The organism is Pseudomonas paraversuta, from assembly GCF_904067025.1.
Taxonomy (GTDB): Bacteria; Pseudomonadota; Gammaproteobacteria; order Pseudomonadales; family Pseudomonadaceae; genus Aquipseudomonas; species Aquipseudomonas paraversuta.
Map to the genome: position 1 here is coordinate 3,654,361 of NZ_CAJFDA010000001.1, position 20,548 is coordinate 3,674,908.

A 20,548-nucleotide genomic window follows, 5' to 3' on the forward strand; every position below is an offset into this window, starting at 1 on the left:
TGGCAGGCGCTTGAACGATTAAGCCTGAGCCGCCAATACACGACGCTCCCAGGGGGTGATTTCATCATAGAAGCTGGTGAGTTCCAGGGTCTTGGACGCAATGTAACCTTCGATGAACTCCTTACCGAACAGTTCAATCGCCAAGTGACTGCGTTTGAGACGCTCAAGGGCGGCATGCAAGGTACATGGCAGGGACAAAGAATCCGGCACTTCGAATTCACCCTGGATCGCAGCCGTCGGCTCCAGCTCGTTTTCAATCCCGTACAGGCCCGCCGCAAGGCTCGCGGCAATCGCCAGATAGGGGTTGGCGTCTGCCCCCGGCAAGCGGTTTTCGACTCGCCGGGCGACCGGTGAACTGGCCGGAATCCGCAACCCTGCGGCACGGTTGTCATGGGACCAGCAGGCATTGTTCGGCGATGCATAAGGGTGGCACAGGCGCTGATAGGAGTTGACGTTCGGCGCAAACAGCGCCGTAAAGTCGGCCATGCCCGCCTGTTGTCCGCCGATAAAATGACGGAAGGTAGCGGTCGGCTGCCCCGCCTCATCGCTGAACACATTACGTCCGCTGCCCAGTTCCACCACACTTTGGTGAATATGCATCGAGCTGCCGGCCGTGTGCGCCAGGGGCTTGGCCATGCACACCACGGTCAGGCCATGTTTGAGTGCAACTTCTTTAAGCAGGTGCTTGAACAAAAAGGTCTGGTCGGCCAGCAGCAGCGGATCGCCATGCAGCAGGTTGATCTCGAACTGGCTGACGCCCATTTCGTGCATGAAGGTGTCACGGGGCAAGCCCAGTGCCGCCATGCACTCATAGACTTCATTGAAGAACGGCCGCAGACCGTTATTGGAACTGATGCTGAACGCCGAAAAACCGTCTTCGCGACGACCGTCCAGACCCACCGGCGGACGGAACGGCTGGGTCGGATCGGGGTTGGGCGCGAACACAAAGAACTCAAGCTCTGTCGCCACCACCGGCGCCAGGCCGCGAGCGGCATAACGGGCGATGACCGCCTTCAACTGGCCACGGGTCGACAAACGCGAGCTTTCACCGCTGAATTCATCCGCGTCGCAAATGGCCAGCGCCCGGGGTTGCTGGCTCCAGGGCAAGGGATAGATGTGGGCCGGGTCAGGCACCAGTGCCAGATCGCCATCATCGCTGCCGTAAAAGCGCGCCTCGGGATAACCGCCCATGATGCATTGCAGCAACACCCCCCGGGCCATTTGCAAACGCCGCCCTTCGAGGAACCCCGCTGCAGTCATTACCTTGCCCCGGGGAACGCCGTTCAAATCGGCAGTCACACATTCAATCTCGTCAATGCCGGTCAATCGCTGTGCGAGAGAGCGCTGGTCATCGGTCGTCATGACACTTTCCTTGTTGTGGTACGGGCCGCGAACGGCAATCCGTACAAAATACGCACCACCCGTTCGGGATTTCAAGCAGTCGCCGAACAATTCCTGGAATACCCTCGTAGTCGCTGCCGAGGAACGAGGGCTGCGATAAGGGCCGCAGGCCTTCAGATGTTCAGCTCGCTGAATCTGCCCTCGCAGTCTTTGTTCCTTGACCGCAACGACGTAGAGCGTGATTGCGCGAAAAAACGCCGATACCTATGCAACGGCAACACAAGCCATTAGGGTGGCGATTCTATTTTTCTTCGCAGTGCCCGGCATGCCTAAAGACGACACTCACTTGATCACCGCCCACGACGTCGCGCGCCATGCCGGAGTCTCCCGTTCAGCGGTTTCACGCACCTTCACCCCGGGCGCCAGCGTGTCGCCGCTTACCCGCGACAAGGTCATGGCTGCGGCCCGGGCCCTGGGTTACCAGGTCAATCTGATCGCCCGCACCATGAACAAGGGCTACAGCAATTTCGTCGGCGTGGTCACCGCAGGTTTTGAAAGCCCGTTTCGGGCCAGCCTGCTCAGTCCGATCACCGAGGCGCTGAACAAACAGGGGTTGATGCCACTGTTGATGAACGCCGATGACCCGCGGCAACTCGAACAGTCACTGCACGAACTGCTCAGCTACCAGATTGCCGGGGTGATTCTGACCTCGGCATCACCGCCGCTGTCGGTGGTTCAGCATTACCTGAAACACCAGATCCCGGTGGCCATGATCAACCGCGGACACGAACTGGAAGGCGCCGAGGTAATCGGCAGCGACAACCGCGGCGGCGGCCGCCTGGCAGCGGCCACCCTGCTCGCCGGTGGCGCCAGACGCCTGGCCTTCATCGGCCAGGGGCAAAACAACTTCAGTAGCCGCGAACGCTGGGAAGGCTTTCGCGACCGGCTCGCCGAAGCGGGCCTGAGTCCGGTCGCGGTTCTGGATGCAGCGCCCAGCTATGACGGCGGACTTGGCGCCGTACAACAATTGTTCAGCGGCCGCGAGCGACCGGACGCCCTGTTCTGTGCCACCGACATGCTGGCCCTGGGCGCGCTGGACGGGCTGCGTTACAAGTTGCAGTTATCGGTGCCGAACGACGTGCAAGTCATAGGTTTCGACGATATTCCCCAGGCTGCGCACCTGGCCTACAACCTCACCACCCTGCGCCAGAACAGCAGTGAACTGGCAAAAAGCGCGGTAGCCGCAATTGTCGCCCGTCGCAAAAATTTTCAGCACTGTGGCCTGCACGGCTCTATTGCGGTGTCTCTGGTTCGTCGCGGCAGCACAGTGGAATAATTGTTTTATTTTTATATTGAATTGAATTTTTGTTTCGTGTTGTATTAGCCCCAACAGTGAATCGCCCCCTGCCCGCCCCAAGGCAAAAAGGTCCATTCACTTTTTTTAAACAGCAGATTGCACACGTGTGCAATCCAAGGAAAAAAGCATGCCGGCAACCCTCACTGCTCATCTGGACCTCGACCCAAACCAGCCGCTGGCCCTCGAACATCGCTACCTGCAAGCCCAGCGCATCGCCGTACAGGCGGCGCAGCTGGGGCTTGAATACTATCGCCAGCGCGAAACCCTGGAAGTCGCGCACAAGGACGGTGTTGGCCAGGACGTGGTCAGTATGGCCGACCGCGAACTGGAAGATTTCATCAAGGGGCAATTGGCCCAACACTTCCCCGAAGATGGCTTTCTCGGCGAAGAAACCGGTGGCAGCGATTTGCAGGCACGCTGCATCTGGGTGGTCGACCCGATTGATGGCACCAGCTGCTTCGTCAACGGCCTGCACACCTGGTGTGTGTCCATCGGCTTGCTGGTGGATGGCGTGCCCAGCCTGGGCGCCGTGGCCGACGCCAACCACGACGAACTGTTCCATGCCTGCAAAGGCCTGGGCGCCTACGTCAACCAGACCCCCATCGTGGTCAACCCGGCTGTCGATCTGACCCTGGGCGTAACCGGAGTCGGTACCTCCCATCGACGGGGCAAGGAACACTTTCTGCCATTCATCAAACAGCTGCTGGATGAAGGCGGAATGTTCATTCGTAATGGTTCGGGTGCATTAATGATCGCCTACGTCGCCGCCGGGCGCCTGCTCGGTTACTACGAAACCCATATCAACAGCTGGGATTGCCTTGCCGGTCTGGTACTGGTCAGCGAAGCCGGCGGTCAATGCAGTGACTTTTTAAAGGACCGGGGCCTGATCGAAGGCAACCCGCTACTGGTGGCCGCGCCTCAGCTGTACCCGGCACTGGCCCGTATGATCGGGCCTTCTCTGAACAGCTGACTGCTGTGGCTGCAGGCTCAACCCGGCAAGTCAGATCAATCAGGCTGTACCGGACAGATCCAGAAAAGGTTTTACAAGCAGGCCCCTAGAAAAACAAAAACAGGAAATCTTGCGCCATGAAATCTCTACTCAATGCCTTCAAGGCTGCACCTGCCCGCGAGGGTATCCCCAGCCAGGACATGCAAAGGTTCAGGGTTTTGCGCTGGCAGACCTTTATATCCATGTCACTGAGCTACGCCTTGTTCTACGTGTGTCGCCTCTCGTTCAACGTGGTCAAGCCGGCACTGGTATCGAACAACATTCTGAGCCCCACCCAACTGGGCATCATCGGCTCGGCGCTGTTCTTCGCCTATGCCATCGGCAAACTGGTCAACGGCTTTCTGGCCGATCACTCCAATGTGCGCCGCTTCATGATGCTGGGCCTGCTGCTCAGCGCCATCGTCAATGCCTGCATGGGCATGACCACCAACACCATCATTCTGACCCTGATCTGGGGCCTCAATGGCTGGGCCCAATCCATGGGGGTCGGGCCGTGCGTGGTCTCGCTGTCGCGCTGGTACACCGACAAGGAACGCGGAACCTTCTATGGCTTCTGGTCGATTGCCCATAGCCTGGGCGAAGCCTTGACCTACGTGGCCGTGGCCGCTGTGGTGGTGACCTGGGGCTGGCAGTTCGGCTACTGGCTCGCCACCCTGATGGGCCTGGCGGGGCTGGCCCTGATTTACTTTTTTATGGCCGACTCGCCACAAAGTTGCGGCTTCCCCCCGGTACAAGCCCCTGAACCCCATGACAAGACGGGGCCGAGCATCTTCGGCAAACAGCTGGAACTGCTGAAAAACCCGGCCCTGTGGCTGCTCGCCCTGGCCTCTTGCCTGATGTACATCGGGCGCTATGCAGTGATTTCCTGGGGCGTGTTCTTCTTGGAAAACGCCAAGACCTACAACACCCTCAGCGCCTCGACACTGATCTCCATTACCGGGGTTTTCGGGATTATCGGTACCGGCCTGAGCGGGCTGATTTCGGACCGTTTCTTCAACGGCAAGCGCAATGCCCTGGCGATGATCTTCGGCTTGATGAACACCGCGTCGCTGGCCGCATTCCTGTTCGTTCCGGCCGGCCACTATTGGCTGGATGCTACGGCCATGATGTTCTTCGGTCTGTCGATGGGGGCTCTGCTGTGTTTCCTCGGCGGCCTGATGGCCACTGACATTGCCTCCAAAAGCGCTTCCGGCGCTGCGCTGGGCATGATCGGTATCGCCAGCTATGGCGGCGCTGCAGCAGGAGAAATTCTTACCGGCGTACTGATCGAGCACGGCACTACGGTGTTGAGCAATGGCAGCAAGGTCTATCAATTCCAGACCCTGTCGATCTTCTGGGTCAGTGCCTCGCTGATCTCGGTGCTCATGACCGCCCTGTTTGCCCTGTATATCCAAAAGCGCACACAACCGCCTATGGGTAAAACAGCAGCCTTTGCTGAACCGGCAAAGATTTAAACCGCTCTTGATCCTGAAACAAAAAGTGACATATACCTGCAACATTCATCCCGCATAGTTGGCGACTGGCCAGCAAGGAGTTGTGTGTTTCCCAAGAGCAATACCGCCGTGTCTTGGAACTAACAACAACAATAAACGAGCAAACAAGATGACCTATCCATTGAATGAAGCCCTGAACACATCTTTTTTTTCGCCGCGGAATGCACACGTGTGCAAACCCGGTCGCTACAACGGTCTGATCGCCGCCCTGTGCTTCACCGCACTGGAAGGCGCGCTCATGCTGATGCCCACTGCGTCCCACGCACTGGATCTGGACTACCAGCATCAGTACAACGAAAAGGATCGCGACCACACCGACAAGGTGATGATCACCCAGGCCCTGGACAATGGCCTGGCGTTCTCCTTCCAGATGGTTGCCAGCCCCGCAGTCAAGGAAAACGGTCAGCCCGGCCAGCCGTTTGAACACATGACCAAGGATTCCCTGAAAGGCAAGGTCAAGTATTCACACAAACTCACCAAGCGCCTGAAGTTCAAACCCAAGTTCACCTACTCCCAGGGCAAGGATAAAAAGTCCTATAAACCGGCGTTCAAGTTCCCCTACGAGTTGAACAACAGTTTTTCCGTGATCCCCGGTTACTACTACAAGGTCACCACCTATAAAGATGACGGCAAGGAAAGCAAAAGGGACAACGTCTGGTCATTGGGCGGCAAGTACCGAACCGACCGGATGTCCATCGGCATAGCGCGCAAAGAGATTTACAGCAACCAGATAGCGTTTGACGGCAAGAAGCGTAACTACAGCAACAAGTTCGTCATCGACTACAAAGTGACCCACCGGTTTATTCCTTACTTTGAAGTGGCCGACGTGTACGTCGACAAAGACACCGACGAGCGCCAGGCCCGCTATCGCGTGGGCTTTAAATACAAATTCTGATCGCGCGCCCCCCTGCAACCCCCTCCAGGAGACTGTGAATGAACGTTTCTCTTTCGGCCCTTTTTCGCCTCAGCGGCCCGCTGCTGACGGCGGCCCTGAGCATCAGCGCCCCCCAGATTGCCCACGCCCAGGACAACGGCCACTACGTAATGGAAAAAGCCGTGCAGGTCAGCCGCCACGGCGTACGCCCGCAGACCGACACGCAAAAACTGGTGGACGCCACCCGGCGCCAGTGGCCCACCTGGCTGGTGCGTGACGGCGAACTCACCGGCCACGGCTATCTGGCAGCCAGCCTGATGGGCGCCTGGCAGGCCGGGCACTATCGTCAGGCCGGGTTGCTCCCGGCGGGTTGCCCGGACACCGCCACGGTGTACACCTTGTCCAGCCCCAAACAGCGTACCCGCGCCACCGCTGGCGCATTGCTCGACGGCATGTTCCCCGGCTGCGGACAAAAGGCCCTGGCCAGCACGGAAAAACTCGACCCGCTGTTCCAGACCGACAAGATGGACTTTGCCCGCATCGATCCGGTGATCGCCAAAGGTGAAATCCTCAAGGCCCTGGGCGGTGACCTGCAGGCGGCGAAGGCCCGACTGCAACCGGACCTGGACCTGCTCAAGGCCGCAGCCTGTATCGAAGGCAAACCATGCCCGTTCTACGAAGCCGAATGGGTGCTTAAACAGAATGATGAGGGGCGTCTGAAGATCAAGGGCCTGGACAAGGCGTCATCCCTGGGCGAAACCTTTCGCCTGCAATACAGCGAAGGCAAACCTTTGTCCGAAGTCGCTTTCGGCCATGCCGCCAACGCCAAACAGGTGATGGCCCTGACCCGACTGCACCGCGCCAAGTACGACTTCGTCAATGACACGCCGCACATTGCCAAACGCGGTGGTTCGCAGTTGATGAACCAGCTGCTGCTGGCACTGGAACAAGGCACCGCACTGGAAAAATCCGACCCGCTGGGCAATCCGCCCAAAGCCCCGTTACTGGTGATTGTCGCCCACGACACCAACCTCTCGCACTTGCGCACCATGCTCGGTTTTCACTGGGCCCTGGGCGAGTACCAGCCCGGCAACATCCCGCCCACCGGCACCCTGGCCTTTGAACGCTATCGCGATACCAACAGTGGCGAACGCTTCATCAGGACCACCTTCGTGACCCAGTCACCGGATCAGATCCGCAACCTGACCCCGCTGACCGGCAACAACCCGCCGCTGCAGGTGGACTTCGAACAGCCCGGCTGCAAGAAAACCGCGGTTGGCACCCTGTGCCCGCTGGAGAGTTTTGCCAGCAACCTGAGCAAAGCCATTGACCGCACAGCGATGACCACAGCGCGCTACCCATAAACCCGCAGGCTGCGATGGGGCCGGACAGAGACGAAGGTCCTTGGGCCCTTATCGCAACCTTTGGCAGCGACTACAGGATTCACCGTACTTGAGTCATTAGCCGACTAGACTCTGCGCCCATTGTGTCCAGGAAGACTAAAAGGAAAACCCATGAAGACCTCGCTCTATGCCAGCCTGCTGCTGGCCGGCATGCTCAGCCCGCCAGCCTTTGCCCAAACGCCATCCAGTGACGGCTACGTCCTGGATAAAGTGGTACAGGTCAGCCGCCACGGAGTCCGCCCGCCTACCGAGTCCAATGAAAAACTGCTCACCAGCGTCACCCAACGCCAATGGCCTACCTGGCTGGTGCCCCTGGGCAACCTGACCGGTCACGGCTACACCGGCGCCGTGGAAATGGGCCGCTACCGGGGCCAGGTGCTGCGCACTGCCGGGCTGATCCCCAAAGGCTGCCCGGACGCCAGCCAACTGCTGGTCCATGCTAGCCCCCTGCAACGCACCAAAGCCACGGCCCAGGCCTTGCTCGACGGCATGTTCCCCGGTTGCGGTTTCCAGCCGACCTACGTTGCAGGCAAACAGGACGCCCTGTTCCAGGCCAATGAAATGCCATTTGCCGCACTCGACCCGGACAAAGCCAAGGCCGGCATATTCAAAGCCCTGGGGGGCAGCATCGAAGCCGCCCAGGCACGCTACAAACCCTATGAAGAAAAACTCCGGGAAGTGGCCTGCTTGCCGGGTGCTGATTGCCCGTACGGCAAACAGCCCTGGGTGCTCGAAGAAAATGCCAAGGGCCGCTTCTCGATCAAGGGCCTGAGCGCCGGGGCCAACATGGGCGAAGTGTTCCGCCTGGAGTACAGCCAGGGCCTGCCGCTGGACAAGGTCGCCTTCGGTAATGCCCGCACCCCGGCCGAAGTGTCGAGCCTGATGGTACTGACCAAAGCCAAATACGACTTCCTCAATGACATCCCCTATATCGCCAGCCGTGGCGCATCCGAGCTGATGAACCAGATTTCCCTGGAGCTCAAGCAAGGCACCTCCTTCGCCAAAAAAGATGCCCCAGGCACCCCGCCCGATGTACCGCTGATGCTGTTGGTGGCCCATGACACCAACATCTCGTACCTGCGCACCATGCTCGGCTTCGGCTGGAAACTGGGTGACTATCTGGAAAACAACATCCCGCCGGTGGGCACCCTGCAGTTCGAGCGTTACCGGGAAGTCAAAACCGGCGAGTACTTTTTGCGCATCGCCTTTGAAGCCCAGTCGATGGATCAGATCCGCAACCTGACCCGGCTGGCCGGTGCCGAAAAACCGCTCAAGGGTGATTTCGCCAGCGCCAAAGACTGCCGCAAAACCAGCGTCGGCCTGCTGTGCCCGCTCAAAGAGGCGCTGCTGAAAGTCGATCAGAACATTGATCCGACCGCGCTCACGCCTTACAGCTTCCAATAACCGGCGGCCTGGGGTAAAAGTCGCTTTCTGCGTTGAACCCGGGATGGGCACAATAGCGGCGCGACTCGCCAGGCATTTCCCGGCGTCTGAATCAGCATTTGAGGGGAGCGGTATCGTTTGGAGTTGAGGCAACTGCGCTATTTCGTAAAGATTGTTGAACTGGGCAGTCTTGGACGTGCCGCCCTGGAGCTGGAGGTCGGGGTTTCGGCCCTGAGCCAGCAAGTCTCCAGGCTCGAAAACGAGCTGTCGACCCGCCTGCTGAATCGCACCTCCACCGGCGTCACCCCCACCAGCGCCGGTGTTGCCTTTTTACATCACGCCCAACTGACCCTGCGTCAGGCGGAAAACGCCGTGATGGCTGCCCATCGCGGTCGTATGAGCGGGTACGTCAGCGTCGGCCTGGCCCCGACCACGGCTACCGTGCTCGCGCTGCCCTTGATCAATGCGATGCGTGAGCGCTATCCGGACATTCAGTTGCATCTGGTGGAAATGCTGTCGGGCCATTTGGCCACGCAGCTCAATGCCCGCCAGATCGACCTGGCCATCCTGTTTCAGCTCGAAGGCGGGAAGCGCTGGAGCATCACCCCCCTGCTGGATGAAAAGCTGTTTGTCATCGCCTCACCCCAATTGCCCAATGCTCCTCGCGGTGATGGCGTGCAGATAGCCGATCTGGGGGGCTTGCCGCTGGTGATGCCGAGTTCGCAACACGGGCTGCGTTCAACCTTGATGACGGCCTTTGAGCGGTCGGGGATCACCCCCAATATCGTGATGGAAGTCGATGGTCTGGCAATCTTGATGAACGCCGTGCGGGCCGGGCATGCCGCCACGATTCAACCCGGCGCGGCAGCGGCGCTTAAAGGCGAGTCCGGGCTTTCACTGGTGCAAATCACTGATCCCCATGTGGGCCGGCGTAATCTTCTGGCGACCCTGGCCGATGACGAACTGTCCCCGGCGGCGCTGGCCACGCGGCTGGTGATGGTAGAGGTGGCAAAAAAACTGGTGCTCGATCAGCAGTGGCCCGGCGCAACCCTGGTTGAAACCGCCAGCGGCTAGCAACCCGAACCGGCCAACCCTTTAATAAAACTAAACACCCCGCGTCGAATCCCGTCTTTCGGCGCTTTGCGCTGTCACCTACCTTCTCCCTCCTTTGCAAGGCGCACTTTGCTCCGGCTGCCTTGGGAACCGAGGAGAAATAATGATCGATGTACTCATCATAGGTGGCGGCAATGCAGCCCTGTGTGCCGCACTGATGGCTCGGGAAGCCGGCGCCAGCGTCATGCTGCTTGAAGCCTCGCCCAAAGTATGGCGAGGCGGCAATTCACAACACACGCGTAACCTGCGCTGCATGCACGATGCTCCTCAGGATGTGCTGATCGATGCCTATCCCGAAGAGGAATACTGGCAAGACCTGCTGAAGGTCACCGGCGGTATCACCGATGAGAAGCTGGCCCGAATCGCCATTCGTGCGTCGTCCACCTGCCGCGACTGGATGCGCTCCCACGGCGTGCATTTTCAACCGCCGCTATCAGGCGCGCTGCATGTGGCGCGGACCAACGCCTTTTTCATGGGCGGAGGTAAAGCCCTGGTCAATGCCTATTTCCGCAGTGCCGAACGCCTGGGCGTCGAGATCCGCTACAACACGCAAGTGACCGACATTGAGCTCAAGGACGGCAAATTTATCGCCGCCCACATTGGCGCCCATGAGGTCGATGGCCAGGCCGTGGCCGCGCAACGCATTGAAGCCCGGGCCTGCGTACTGGCAGCTGGCGGCTTTGAGTCCAACCGCGAATGGCTGCGCGAAGCCTGGGGGCAGAATGAACGGGGGGAATGGCCTTCGGACAACTTCCTGATCCGTGGCACACGGTTCAACACCGGTATCCTGCTGCGGCGCATGCTTGATCACGGTGCTGATGGCATCGGCGATCCGACCCAGGCGCACATGGTCGCCATTGATGCTCGCGCCCCCCTGTATGACGGCGGTATTTGCACGCGCATCGATTGCGTATCCCTGGGTGTGGTCGTCAACCGTGACGGCGAGCGGTTCTACGATGAGGGCGAAGATTTCTGGCCCAAGCGCTATGCCATCTGGGGACGGCTGGTGGCGGGTCAACCGGGTCAGCAGGCGTACTCGATCATCGACCAGCAGGCCATCGGTCGCTTCATGCCGCCGGTCTTCCCCGGTACCCGGGCCAACACCCTTGAGGATCTGGCCCGCCAGTTGCAGCTGCCCCAGGCTGCGTTCGTGAAAACCGTGGAGGACTACAACCAGGCCTGTCACGTCGGCACCTTCGACCACACCGCGCTGGACGATTGCCACACCCGGGGGCTGACCCCGGCCAAAACCCATTGGGCACGGCCGCTGGTGCAACCACCGTTCTATGCCTATCCGCTCAAACCGGGCGTTACCTTCACCTATCTGGGCCTTGCCACCGACGAAACCGCTGCCGTGCATTTCAATGGCGAGCCCAGCCCCAACCTGTTCGTTGCCGGCGAAATGATGGCCGGCAACGTGCTGGGCAAGGGCTACACCGCGGGTATCGGCATGGCCATCGGTACTGCGTTCGGGCGTATTGCCGGCGTCCAGGCCGCCGCCTCCGTGGGCTATGGCCCTTCCTCCACGATATCGGAATCTCGACATGCAACTGTTTGATCCCAAGGCATCCGGCGAATTGATCCCGGTATTGAACCTTGATGAAACCGAAGTCCAGCGCCAGCTGGCGATCTGCAACTCCTGCCGTTACTGCGAGGGCTTCTGCGCGGTGTTTCCGGCCATGACCCGGCGTCTTGAGTTTGGCCAGGCCGATATCCACTACCTGGCCAATCTTTGCCACAACTGTGGTGCGTGCCTGCATGCCTGCCAATACGCAGCTCCCCACGAATTCGCAATCAATATACCCAAGGCCATGGCCAAGGTACGCCTGGACACCTACGCCGAATACGCCTGGCCCAAGGCCCTGGGCACTTTGTATCAGCGCAACGGCCTGACCCTGGCTCTGGCCACTGCGGCGGGGCTGACGCTATTTCTGTGCCTCATGCTGCTGGTGATGGGCAATCTCTTTACCGCTATGCCCGGGGGCAATTTCTACGGAATTTTCCCGCACAACACACTGGCATTGATGTTCGGGCCGGTGTTCGGCTTTGCAGTGCTTGCCCTGACCCTGGGCGTACGCCGCTTCTGGCGCGATGTATCACCTGCCAGTGCCAGCCTGGGGCTTAAAACCTCAGCGGCCCTTGAGGCGACGTCCAGCGTTGCCCGGCTCAAGTATCTGGACGGCGGGCATGGCGAGGGCTGCAACAATAGCGACGACGCTTTCACCCTGTGGCGTCGGCGCTTCCACCACCTGACCTTCTACGGCTTCCTGCTGTGCTTCGCAGCGACCGGCGTCGCCACCCTCTATCACTTTGTCCTGCACTGGTCGGCTCCGTATCCCGTGTTCAGCCTGCCCGTGATGCTGGGGATTGTCGGTGGGCTTGGCCTGCTGGTCGGCCCCGCCGGGTTGTTGTGGCTGAACCTGCGCCGTCATCCGGATCAGGGCGACGAGCAGCAAAAACCCATGGACCGCGGCTTTATCGCACTGCTGCTGTTGATCAGTGCCAGCGGCCTGGCGTTACTCGCCCTGCGTGAAACCAGCGGCCTGGGGCTGGCTCTGGCGATCCATCTCGGCCTGGTCATGGCGTTCTTCCTGACCATGCCGTACAGCAAATTTGCACACGGCATCTTCCGCAGCGCAGCACTGCTCAAATACGCCATCGAAAAGCGCCAGCCAAACCCGATCAACGCGGCAAGCGACTGACACCAGAAGCACTCATTCCAATAACAATATCCAGCAAGACGGTAGCCATGATGAAAACAACAACAGAAACAAGCCGCAAAAAGGGGTCCAAGCTGGGCGCCATTTTGCGGGTCACCAGCGGTAACTTCCTCGAACAGTTCGACTTCTTCCTGTTCGGCTTTTACGCCACCTATATCTCCAGGACCTTCTTTCCGGCGACCAGCGAATTTGCCTCGCTGATGATGACCTTTGCAGTCTTTGGATCCGGCTTTTTGATGCGCCCGCTGGGCGCCATCATTCTGGGTGCCTACATCGACAAAGTGGGGCGGCGTAAAGGGTTGATCGTAACGCTGTCGATCATGGCCGCGGGCACGGTACTGATTGCACTGGTGCCGGGCTACGCCAGCATCGGCATTGCCGCACCGATTCTGGTGTTGCTGGGACGGCTGCTGCAGGGATTTTCTGCGGGTGCAGAAATGGGCGGTGTTTCGGTTTATCTGGCTGAAATCGCCACACCCGGGCGTACCGGTTTCTACACCAGCTGGCAATCAGCCAGTCAGCAGGTGGCGATCATTCTGGCCGCCGCTCTGGGATACTCGATCAATACCTATATGGAGGCATCCGAAATTGCCGCCTGGGGCTGGCGCATTCCGTTCTTCATCGGCTGCGCGATTATCCCGTTCATCTTCGTCATTCGCCGTTCGCTGGAAGAAACCGAAGACTTCAAAGCCCGACGCCACCATCCGAGTACCCGTGAAGTGTTCCGCTCCATGCGTGATAACTGGCGGACCGTACTGGCGGGCGGCCTGCTGGCTTCCATGACCACTACCACCTTCTACCTGATCACGGTCTATACCCCGACCTTCGGCAGAACCGTGCTCAACCTGAGCACCACCGACAGTCTGGTGGTGACCCTGTTCGTCGGCCTGAGCAACTTCATCTGGTTGCCCATTGGCGGTGCGCTCTCCGACAAGATCGGCCGTCGGCCCTTGCTGCTGGGCATTTCCCTGCTGTGCATGCTGACCGCCTACCCGGCCATGCACTGGCTGGCCGAAGCCGCGAGCTTTGAACGGCTGCTCATCGTGCTGCTGTACTTCTCGTTCTTCTTTGGTCTGTACAACGGCGCAATGGTGGCGGCCCTGACCGAAGTCATGCCGCAAAACGTGCGGGTGGTGGGGTTCTCTCTGGCCTTCAGCCTGGCTACCGCGTTGTTCGGTGGCTTTACCCCGGCTATCTCGACCATCCTGGTGCAAACCACCGGAGACAAGGCATCACCTGCGTTCTGGCTGATGTTCGCGGCCTTCTGCGGGTTCTGCGCAACGATGGCGCTCTATCGTCAGCATAAAGCGCCGGTGCTCAACGCGGCATAAGCAAATAGCCGTGCCCCCTGTGTAGATACGCTCACGTGAGATACATTGAGCTCGCATCTAATAACAACACTCCCACAGGGGGAAACTTGAACACTAATCAAAAGCTCAGAACTTTCGACCGTATCCGTGAAGCAGTACTCCCTGAATTTCGCGACCGGGTAGCTGAATACCTGGTGGTGTATGAAGAGGCATTGCACGACGAACATGCACCTGTGGACGTCGTGCGCTCTACCGCAAATCAGCTCAGGGGCTATCTGCGCGGCCTGAACACCACCCGGGTACTGGGCATGGCTGATCTGGAAGAGCTGGACCGGCGTATCAGCGAATCCTGGCTGTGATCACGGCGCTTACTGAGCGCTGCGACTGAAAATCCGGATCACTTCATCCAGATGCTCGGCCATCGCCTGACGCGCAGCGGCCGGGTCATGCTGCTCCAGCGCCTGCAGCACTCGCCGGTGCTCATCTTCGGAACGATGGGGCATGTCACCTGAGCCGTAATGACTTTGCAGGCGCTGGAACATGCTGCCGTAACGATGGCCCAGCAGGTGCTGGATCATCAGCGCGTAGGCCGGATTGTCCGAGGCCTGGGCGATACGGATATGGAACAGGCGATCACCGGGATGGGTGTGCGAGTCCTGGCGGTTGTCCTGCACGTTGCGCTCGAACGCTTCGCGGATGCCTGCCAGCTCTTCATCGCTGGCATTCACCGCCGCCAGTGCCGCGGCTTCGGGTTCGATCAGACGGCGCGCCTGGAGCAAGGCGAAGGGCGGGATCTCGGCACTGAAATCCACCTCGATACCCAGCTCGGGGTCCAGTTCTTTCCACTGGTTGCGCGTAACCTGGGCCATCACCGGTTCATTGGATACCGCTTGTACCGGCGGCTCGCATACCAGCACCCCGTTACCCACACGCACATCCACCAGACCAATCACTTCCAGCGCAATCATCGCCTCGCGCACAGAAGCCCGGCTCACCCCCAGCAACTTGGCCAGCTCGCGTTCGGCCGGCAAACGGCTGCCCGGCGGAAATTCTCCGCTGTCGATCAAGGCCCGCAACTGATCGGCGATCTGTCGATAAAGTCTTTGGTTATCAATTACTTGAAATGGCATCGTGAAATAAGCTCTGGTCTGGACAGCGTTCGACGAGCACTTTTGGGGAAAAAAGACGCTTGTTGATGCTTGAGGTGCATGCTACAAAAGGCCCAATGGCCTGACCATTGAACGGATAACGTAAAGCGATCATAGCAAACCTTATCCCGATACTTGCGTCGTTTTGCCATTTGCTACGCCCACAATGGCCTGACCATTGGGCCAAAATAAAAATAATGAACTGCAACACGGAGCATCTATGGATCTTTCCGGCAAACGCGTGCTGATCACGGCCGCCGCCCAGGGCATTGGCCTGGCCAGTGTCCAGGCATACCTCGCCGCTGGCGCTGAAGTCTTCGCCGCCGACATCAATGCCGCCGCCCTCGACGCCCTAGAAGGCGCGCACCCTGTTCTTTTAGACGTTACCGATGCCGGTGCCATCGAGCGCCTGGCCAGTGAGCTTGGCCCGCTGGATGTGTTGTTCAACTGTGCGGGTGTGGTGCACAGCGGCAATATCCTGCAGTGCAGCGAAAAAGACTGGAGCTTCGCCCTGGACCTCAACGTCACCGCCATGTACCGCATGATCCGCGCCTTCCTGCCGGGCATGCTGAGTAACGGCGGCGGTTCGATCATCAACATGGCGTCGGTGGCATCCAGCGTCAAAGGCGTGCCCAACCGTTTTGCCTACTGCGCCAGCAAGGGTGCCGTGATTGGCCTGACCCGTTCGGTGGCGGCTGACTTTGTGAGCCAGAACATCCGCTGCAACGCCATCTGCCCCGGCACCGTCGACTCCCCTTCCCTGCGTCAACGCATCAGCGAACAGGCCCTGCGCGAAGGCCGCAGTGTCGACGAGGTGTACGCCGCCTTCGCTGCACGCCAGCCCATGGGCCGCATCGGCAGCGCCGAAGAAATCGCCCAGCTGGCGCTGTATCTGGGTTCCAGTGCCAGCGGCTTCACCACCGGCACCGCACAAATCATCGATGGCGGCTGGAGCAACTAGCCCCTTCCACACCTGTAGGAGCGAGCTTGCTCGCGAGCTGTTGATCTTGAAAAAAGCTCGCGAGCAAGCTCGCTCCTACAGGGACTTGATAATTGATAAAGGAATTTTTATGAAACTGCTGCGCATCGGTAACAAAGGCCTGGAACGTCCCGCCCTGCTTGATAACAACGGTCAATTGCGCGACTTGTCCGCCGTAATCCCGGATATCGCAGGCGACAGCCTCAGCCCGCAAAGCATTGCCCGCCTGCAAGAGATCGACCCATCGACCCTGCCGCTGGTACAAGGCTCGCCACGCATTGGCGCCTGCGTCGGCCAGGTCGGAAAGTTCATTTGCATCGGCCTCAACTACGCTGACCACGCCGCCGAAACCGGCGCCGCCATCCCGGCTGAGCCGGTGGTGTTCAGCAAGTGGACCAGCGCCATTGTCGGCCCCGACGACGATATCGAAATCCCGCGCAATTCCCGTAAAACCGACTGGGAAGTCGAACTGGGCGTGGTCATCGGCAAGGGCGGGCGCTATATCAGCGAAAGCGACGCCCTTGAGCATGTAGCCGGTTACTGCGTGATCAACGACGTGTCCGAGCGCGAGTTCCAGCTGGAGCTGGGCGGCACCTGGGACAAAGGCAAAGGCTGTGACACCTTCGGCCCGCTCGGCCCGTGGCTGGTCACCCGGGATGAAATCGCCGATCCGCATCAGCTCGACCTGTGGCTGGAAGTCGACGGCAAGCGCTATCAGAACGGCAACACGCGGACGATGATTTTCCAGATCCCGAAAATCATCAGCTACCTCAGCCAGTTCATGAGCCTGCAACCCGGTGATGTGATTTCCACCGGCACCCCGCCCGGGGTCGGCCTGGGCATCAAGCCCGAGCCGGTGTACCTGCGCGCCGGCCAGCAAATCCGCCTGGGCATCGCCGGCCTTGGGGAACAAAACCAACGCACCGTGAATGCCGAGTGACAGGGAGCTGCGCCATGACCACCATTACCGCCGTACGCGTTGAAGATATTCGCTTTCCCACATCGCAATCCCTGGACGGTTCGGATGCGATGAACCCGGACCCGGACTACTCCGCCGCCTATGTGATACTCGAAACCGATACCCCGGGTCTGGAAGGCCACGGCCTGACCTTCACCATCGGCCGCGGCAACGAAATTTGCTGCGCTTCGATCAAGGCCCTGGCCAGCCTGCTGGTGGGCTTGAAGCTGGAGTGGATCGCCGAAGACATGGGGCGTTTCTGGCGCCACGTCACCAGCGACAGCCAACTGCGCTGGATCGGCCCCGACAAGGGTGCAATTCACCTGGCCACCGGCGCCGTGGTCAACGCCGCCTGGGACCTGTGGGCCAAAGCCGAAGGCAAGCCGGTATGGCGCCTGGTGGCAGACATGAGCCCCGAGCAATTGGTGCGCTGCATTGATTTCCGCTACATCACCGACTGCATCACCCCCGCCGAAGCCCTGACCTTGCTGCGCGAACGCGCCCACGGCAAAGCCGGGCGCCTGGCACTGCTCGAAGCCAACGGCTACCCCTGCTACACCACCTCGGCCGGGTGGCTGGGCTATGCCGACGACAAGCTGCGCCGCCTGTGCCAGGAAGCGGTCGATGCCGGGTTCTCCCACGTCAAACTCAAAGTCGGTCACGACCTGCAGGACGACATTCGCCGCGTACGCATTGCCCGTGAAGTGCTGGGCCCGGATCGCCAGTTGATGATCGACGCCAACCAGGTCTGGGAAGTCGATACCGCGATCGACTGGGTGCGTGAACTGTCGTTCGCCAACCCCTGGTTTATCGAGGAGCCCACCAGCCCGGACGACGTCGAAGGCCACCGCAAGATCCGCCTCGGTGTGGCCCCGGTCAAAGTGGCCACCGGCGAGATGTGCCAGAACCGCATCGTGTTCAAGCAACTGATCATGCGTGAAGCGATTGATGTGGTGCAGATCGATGCCTGCCGCCTGGGCGGGGTCAACGAAGTGCTGGCCGTGATGCTGATGGCCGCCAAGTACAACTTGCCGGTGTGCCCGCACGCCGGCGGGGTTGGCCTGTGCGAGTACGTGCAGCACCTGTCGATGATCGATTACCTGTGTCTGGCCGGCACCCATGAAGGTCGGGTGGTGGAATTTGTCGATCACTTGCACGAGCACTTTGAAGACCCGTGCGTGATTCGCAACGCGGCCTATATGCCGCCACAGGCGCCGGGGTTCTCGATCCAGATGAAAGCCGCGTCCCGCGAACAGTACCGCTATCGGGGCTAAACCAACGGACGGAGCACAATAACAATGTCGTCCTCACCCTCACTACGGCTCGATGCACACCAGCACTTCTGGCGCTATGACGCCGCGGCCTATCCCTGGATCGGCCGTGACATGAGCGCTTTGCGCCGGGATTTTCAGCCCGCTGATCTGCGCCCGTTGCTGGACGCAGCCGGGTTCGACGGCTGCATTGCCGTGCAAGCCCGGGCCTGCGAAACAGAGACCGATCAGTTACTGGCACTGGCTGAACGCTACCCGTGGATTCACGCCGTGGTGGGTTGGGTCGACCTGTGCGCCGCCGACCTTGAACAGTCGCTGGAACGCTGGGCGCAAGCGCCGGCCTTGCGAGGCTTTCGTCATCAGTTGCAAGACGAACCCGCGCCGGCCGACTTCATGCAAAACCCGGCGTTTAACCGGGGGTTGAACACCTTGCAACGCCGGGGGCTGGTCTATGAAGTGCTGATCAAGGCTGCGGATTTACCCGCTGCAACCGCTTTGTGCCAACAGCACGACCAGCACGCCATGGTGCTCGATCACTTGGGCAAACCCGATGTACAGGCCAACGATTTACCAACCTGGGCCCGGCAACTCGCCCCCTTGGCCGCCCTGCCCCATGTCAGTTGCAAACTGTCGGGGTTGATCACCGAAGCCCATTGGCAACACTGGAACAGCGCACAACTGACGCCTTATCTGGACACCGCACTGCAGCTTTTCGGCCCCGAGCGCCTGATGTTTGGCTCGGACTGGCCGGTGTGCCTGCTGGCCAGCCAATACGCCGATACCTGCAGCCTGGTCGACAGCGCGCTGCAGGGTTTGAGTGCGCCGCAGCAAGCAGCGGTTTGGGGTGGCAATGCCTGCGCCATTTACGGGATTGAAGGAGTGAAGCAATGAATCTTTATCTGCAGGACAAGGTTTTTATCGTTACCGGCGGTGGCTCGGGCATTGGTGCAGCCATCTCTTTGGGCCTGGCTGACGAAGGTGCGATCCCGGTGATTTTCGGCCACAGCCCGCTGTCCGATGAACTGGCGCGGCAACTGGATCAGCGTGGCGCGCAAAGTCTGTTCATCCAGGTTGAATTGCGCGATGAAGACGCCTGCCGCGCCGCCGTCGCCAGCGTGTTGCAGCGTTTCGGGCGCATCGACGGGCTGGTCAATAACGCCGGGGTCAACGATAGCGTGGGGCTTGAAGCCGGGCGTTCGGCGTTCGTCGAATCCCTGGAAAAAAACCTGATCCACTACTACCTGATGACCCACCTGTGCGTTGACGCGCTGCGGGCCACCCGCGGTTCCATCGTCAATATCAGTTCCAAGACCGCCCTCACCGGGCAAGGCGGCACCAGCGGCTACACCGCGGCCAAAGGTGCGCAACTGTCGCTGACCCGGGAATGGGCCACCTCTTTACTGGCTGATGGCATACGGGTCAACGCCGTGATCCCGGCCGAAGTCATGACCCCGCTCTACGAGCGCTGGATCAACAGCTTTGCCGACTCCGAGGCCAAGCTGGCGAGCATCGTCGAAAAGATCCCCTTCGGCCAACGCATGACCACCAGCGAAGAAATCGCCGACAGCGTGCTGTTTCTGTTGTCGCCACGCGCCTCCCACACCACTGGCCAATGGCTGGTGGTGGATGGCGGCTACACCCACCTCGACCGGGCGCTGACATGAACCGCCAATGCCTGGCCCTGGACCTGATCGACGACCCGGCGCTGATTGCCGAATACGAGCGCTTGCATCAACGGATCTGGCCACAGATCAGCGCCCACCTGCACCGCCATGGCGTACTGGACATGCAGATCTGGCGCCTGGGTACACGGCTGTTCATGGTCATGGACACCGGCCCGCAGTTCAGTAGCGACGCGTTTGCACAGGCCGCTGCCAGCGACCCCAACGTGCAGCAATGGGAAGCATTGATGTGGCGCTTTCAGCAACCTACGCCCTGGACACCACCGACAGAGAAGTGGGCACCAATGACCCGAATCTTCAGCCTCACATAACCCTGTAGGAGCGAGCTTTCAAGATCAAAAGATCGCGAGACAAGCTCGCTCCTACAGGTGATTCGGTGATTCATGCCGGCAGATACAACGCTCTAAAAACAACAGACAGAGAAGTAGGCACCAATGACCCGGATTTTCAGCCTCACATAACCCTGTAGGAGCGAGCTTGCCTCGCGAGCTTTCAAGATCAAAAGAT

General features: G+C 60.0%; 19 protein-coding genes. 17 read left to right on the forward strand and 2 right to left on the reverse strand.

Annotation, left to right across the window (positions count from 1 at the left end; genetic code table 11):
• Positions 1 to 18 precede the first annotated feature (18 nt).
• Complete coding sequence (locus JQ848_RS16580; protein WP_177412990.1) at positions 19 to 1,260, reverse strand: glutamine synthetase family protein; 1,242 nt, start codon at positions 1,258 to 1,260, stop codon at positions 19 to 21.
• Between the two features lie 319 nt (positions 1,261 to 1,579).
• Between JQ848_RS16580 and JQ848_RS16585 the strand changes: the two genes are divergently transcribed.
• From JQ848_RS16585 to JQ848_RS16635, 11 genes are all read left to right on the forward strand, one after another.
• Positions 1,580 to 2,677, forward strand: a complete 1,098-nt coding sequence (locus JQ848_RS16585; RefSeq protein ID WP_202210950.1) for a LacI family DNA-binding transcriptional regulator — start codon at positions 1,580 to 1,582, stop codon at positions 2,675 to 2,677.
• Positions 2,678 to 2,825: 148 nt separating this feature from the next.
• Entirely contained in the window at positions 2,826 to 3,668 is an 843-nt protein-coding gene (locus JQ848_RS16590; protein ID WP_003440998.1) for an inositol monophosphatase family protein, read from the forward strand.
• A 116-nt stretch (positions 3,669 to 3,784) separates the two neighbouring features.
• Positions 3,785 to 5,161, forward strand: a complete 1,377-nt coding sequence (locus JQ848_RS16595) for an MFS transporter (RefSeq protein WP_202210951.1) — start codon at positions 3,785 to 3,787, stop codon at positions 5,159 to 5,161.
• Between the two features lie 208 nt (positions 5,162 to 5,369).
• Positions 5,370 to 6,095, forward strand: a complete 726-nt coding sequence (locus tag JQ848_RS16600) for an oligogalacturonate-specific porin KdgM family protein (RefSeq protein ID WP_178092389.1) — start codon at positions 5,370 to 5,372, stop codon at positions 6,093 to 6,095.
• Positions 6,096 to 6,133: 38 nt separating this feature from the next.
• Positions 6,134 to 7,438 (forward strand): histidine-type phosphatase, encoded by a 1,305-nt coding sequence (locus JQ848_RS16605; RefSeq protein WP_202210952.1) that lies wholly within the window; start codon positions 6,134 to 6,136, stop codon positions 7,436 to 7,438.
• A 150-nt stretch (positions 7,439 to 7,588) separates the two neighbouring features.
• Positions 7,589 to 8,881 carry a histidine-type phosphatase gene (locus JQ848_RS16610; protein ID WP_202210953.1) on the forward strand — a complete coding sequence of 431 codons (1,293 nt, stop codon included), beginning with the start codon at positions 7,589 to 7,591 and terminating at the stop codon, positions 8,879 to 8,881.
• A gap of 117 nt (positions 8,882 to 8,998) precedes the next feature.
• A complete protein-coding gene (locus JQ848_RS16615; RefSeq protein WP_003440985.1) occupies positions 8,999 to 9,934 on the forward strand; it encodes a LysR family transcriptional regulator in 936 nt (311 codons plus the stop codon).
• A gap of 142 nt (positions 9,935 to 10,076) precedes the next feature.
• A complete protein-coding gene (tcuA, locus tag JQ848_RS16620; RefSeq protein WP_003440983.1) occupies positions 10,077 to 11,531 on the forward strand; it encodes an FAD-dependent tricarballylate dehydrogenase TcuA in 1,455 nt (484 codons plus the stop codon).
• Positions 11,518 to 12,675 carry a tricarballylate utilization 4Fe-4S protein TcuB gene (tcuB, locus tag JQ848_RS16625; RefSeq protein WP_003440982.1) on the forward strand — a complete coding sequence of 386 codons (1,158 nt, stop codon included), beginning with the start codon at positions 11,518 to 11,520 and terminating at the stop codon, positions 12,673 to 12,675. The genes tcuA and tcuB overlap by 14 nt, the downstream gene beginning before the upstream one ends.
• Positions 12,676 to 12,722: 47 nt before the next feature.
• Entirely contained in the window at positions 12,723 to 14,024 is a 1,302-nt protein-coding gene (tcuC, locus tag JQ848_RS16630) for an MFS transporter (RefSeq protein ID WP_161718073.1), read from the forward strand.
• Positions 14,025 to 14,110: 86 nt separating this feature from the next.
• Positions 14,111 to 14,362 carry a hypothetical protein gene (locus JQ848_RS16635; RefSeq protein WP_010655885.1) on the forward strand — a complete coding sequence of 84 codons (252 nt, stop codon included), beginning with the start codon at positions 14,111 to 14,113 and terminating at the stop codon, positions 14,360 to 14,362.
• Between the two features lie 9 nt (positions 14,363 to 14,371).
• Here JQ848_RS16635 and JQ848_RS16640 read toward each other — a convergent pair whose 3' ends face one another.
• On the reverse strand, positions 14,372 to 15,133 hold the full coding sequence (locus tag JQ848_RS16640; protein ID WP_003440976.1) for a FadR/GntR family transcriptional regulator: 762 nt from the start codon (positions 15,131 to 15,133) through the stop codon (positions 14,372 to 14,374).
• 238 nt (positions 15,134 to 15,371) lie between these two features.
• On the opposite strand from JQ848_RS16640, the gene JQ848_RS16645 reads away from it, so the two are divergent.
• From JQ848_RS16645 to JQ848_RS16670, 6 genes are all read left to right on the forward strand, one after another.
• Positions 15,372 to 16,112, forward strand: coding sequence for an SDR family oxidoreductase (locus JQ848_RS16645; protein ID WP_003440974.1), 741 nt, complete (start codon positions 15,372 to 15,374; stop codon positions 16,110 to 16,112).
• Positions 16,113 to 16,221: 109 nt separating this feature from the next.
• Positions 16,222 to 17,070, forward strand: a complete 849-nt coding sequence (locus tag JQ848_RS16650) for a fumarylacetoacetate hydrolase family protein (protein WP_202210954.1) — start codon at positions 16,222 to 16,224, stop codon at positions 17,068 to 17,070.
• 14 nt (positions 17,071 to 17,084) lie between these two features.
• On the forward strand, positions 17,085 to 18,362 hold the full coding sequence (locus JQ848_RS16655; RefSeq protein ID WP_003440967.1) for an L-fuconate dehydratase: 1,278 nt from the start codon (positions 17,085 to 17,087) through the stop codon (positions 18,360 to 18,362).
• Positions 18,363 to 18,386: 24 nt separating this feature from the next.
• On the forward strand, positions 18,387 to 19,250 hold the full coding sequence (locus tag JQ848_RS16660; protein ID WP_003440964.1) for an amidohydrolase family protein: 864 nt from the start codon (positions 18,387 to 18,389) through the stop codon (positions 19,248 to 19,250).
• Positions 19,247 to 20,023, forward strand: coding sequence for an L-fucose dehydrogenase (locus tag JQ848_RS16665; protein WP_202210955.1), 777 nt, complete (start codon positions 19,247 to 19,249; stop codon positions 20,021 to 20,023). The genes JQ848_RS16660 and JQ848_RS16665 overlap by 4 nt, the downstream gene beginning before the upstream one ends.
• Complete coding sequence (locus JQ848_RS16670) at positions 20,020 to 20,352, forward strand: L-rhamnose mutarotase (RefSeq protein WP_003440958.1); 333 nt, start codon at positions 20,020 to 20,022, stop codon at positions 20,350 to 20,352. Before JQ848_RS16665 ends, JQ848_RS16670 begins: the two co-directional genes overlap by 4 nt.
• The last annotated feature ends 196 nt before the right edge of the window (positions 20,353 to 20,548 follow it).

Bases quoted from the DNA above. Each gene is read 5' to 3' on its own strand.
- JQ848_RS16655 (WP_003440967.1), top strand. From the start codon at position 17,085: ATGACCACCATTACCGCCGTACGCGTTGAAGATATTCGCTTTCCCACA.
- JQ848_RS16645 (WP_003440974.1), top strand. From the start codon at position 15,372: ATGGATCTTTCCGGCAAACGCGTGCTGATCACGGCCGCCGCCCAGGGC.
- JQ848_RS16595 (WP_202210951.1), top strand. From the start codon at position 3,785: ATGAAATCTCTACTCAATGCCTTCAAGGCTGCACCTGCCCGCGAGGGT.
- tcuC (WP_161718073.1), top strand. From the start codon at position 12,723: ATGATGAAAACAACAACAGAAACAAGCCGCAAAAAGGGGTCCAAGCTG.
- JQ848_RS16605 (WP_202210952.1), top strand. From the start codon at position 6,134: ATGAACGTTTCTCTTTCGGCCCTTTTTCGCCTCAGCGGCCCGCTGCTG.
- JQ848_RS16670 (WP_003440958.1), top strand. From the start codon at position 20,020: ATGAACCGCCAATGCCTGGCCCTGGACCTGATCGACGACCCGGCGCTG.
- JQ848_RS16665 (WP_202210955.1), top strand. From the start codon at position 19,247: ATGAATCTTTATCTGCAGGACAAGGTTTTTATCGTTACCGGCGGTGGC.
- JQ848_RS16640 (WP_003440976.1), bottom strand. From the start codon at position 15,133: ATGCCATTTCAAGTAATTGATAACCAAAGACTTTATCGACAGATCGCC.
- JQ848_RS16650 (WP_202210954.1), top strand. From the start codon at position 16,222: ATGAAACTGCTGCGCATCGGTAACAAAGGCCTGGAACGTCCCGCCCTG.
- JQ848_RS16590 (WP_003440998.1), top strand. From the start codon at position 2,826: ATGCCGGCAACCCTCACTGCTCATCTGGACCTCGACCCAAACCAGCCG.
- JQ848_RS16580 (WP_177412990.1), bottom strand. From the start codon at position 1,260: ATGACTGCAGCGGGGTTCCTCGAAGGGCGGCGTTTGCAAATGGCCCGG.
- tcuA (WP_003440983.1), top strand. From the start codon at position 10,077: ATGATCGATGTACTCATCATAGGTGGCGGCAATGCAGCCCTGTGTGCC.
- JQ848_RS16610 (WP_202210953.1), top strand. From the start codon at position 7,589: ATGAAGACCTCGCTCTATGCCAGCCTGCTGCTGGCCGGCATGCTCAGC.
- JQ848_RS16660 (WP_003440964.1), top strand. From the start codon at position 18,387: ATGTCGTCCTCACCCTCACTACGGCTCGATGCACACCAGCACTTCTGG.
- tcuB (WP_003440982.1), top strand. From the start codon at position 11,518: ATGCAACTGTTTGATCCCAAGGCATCCGGCGAATTGATCCCGGTATTG.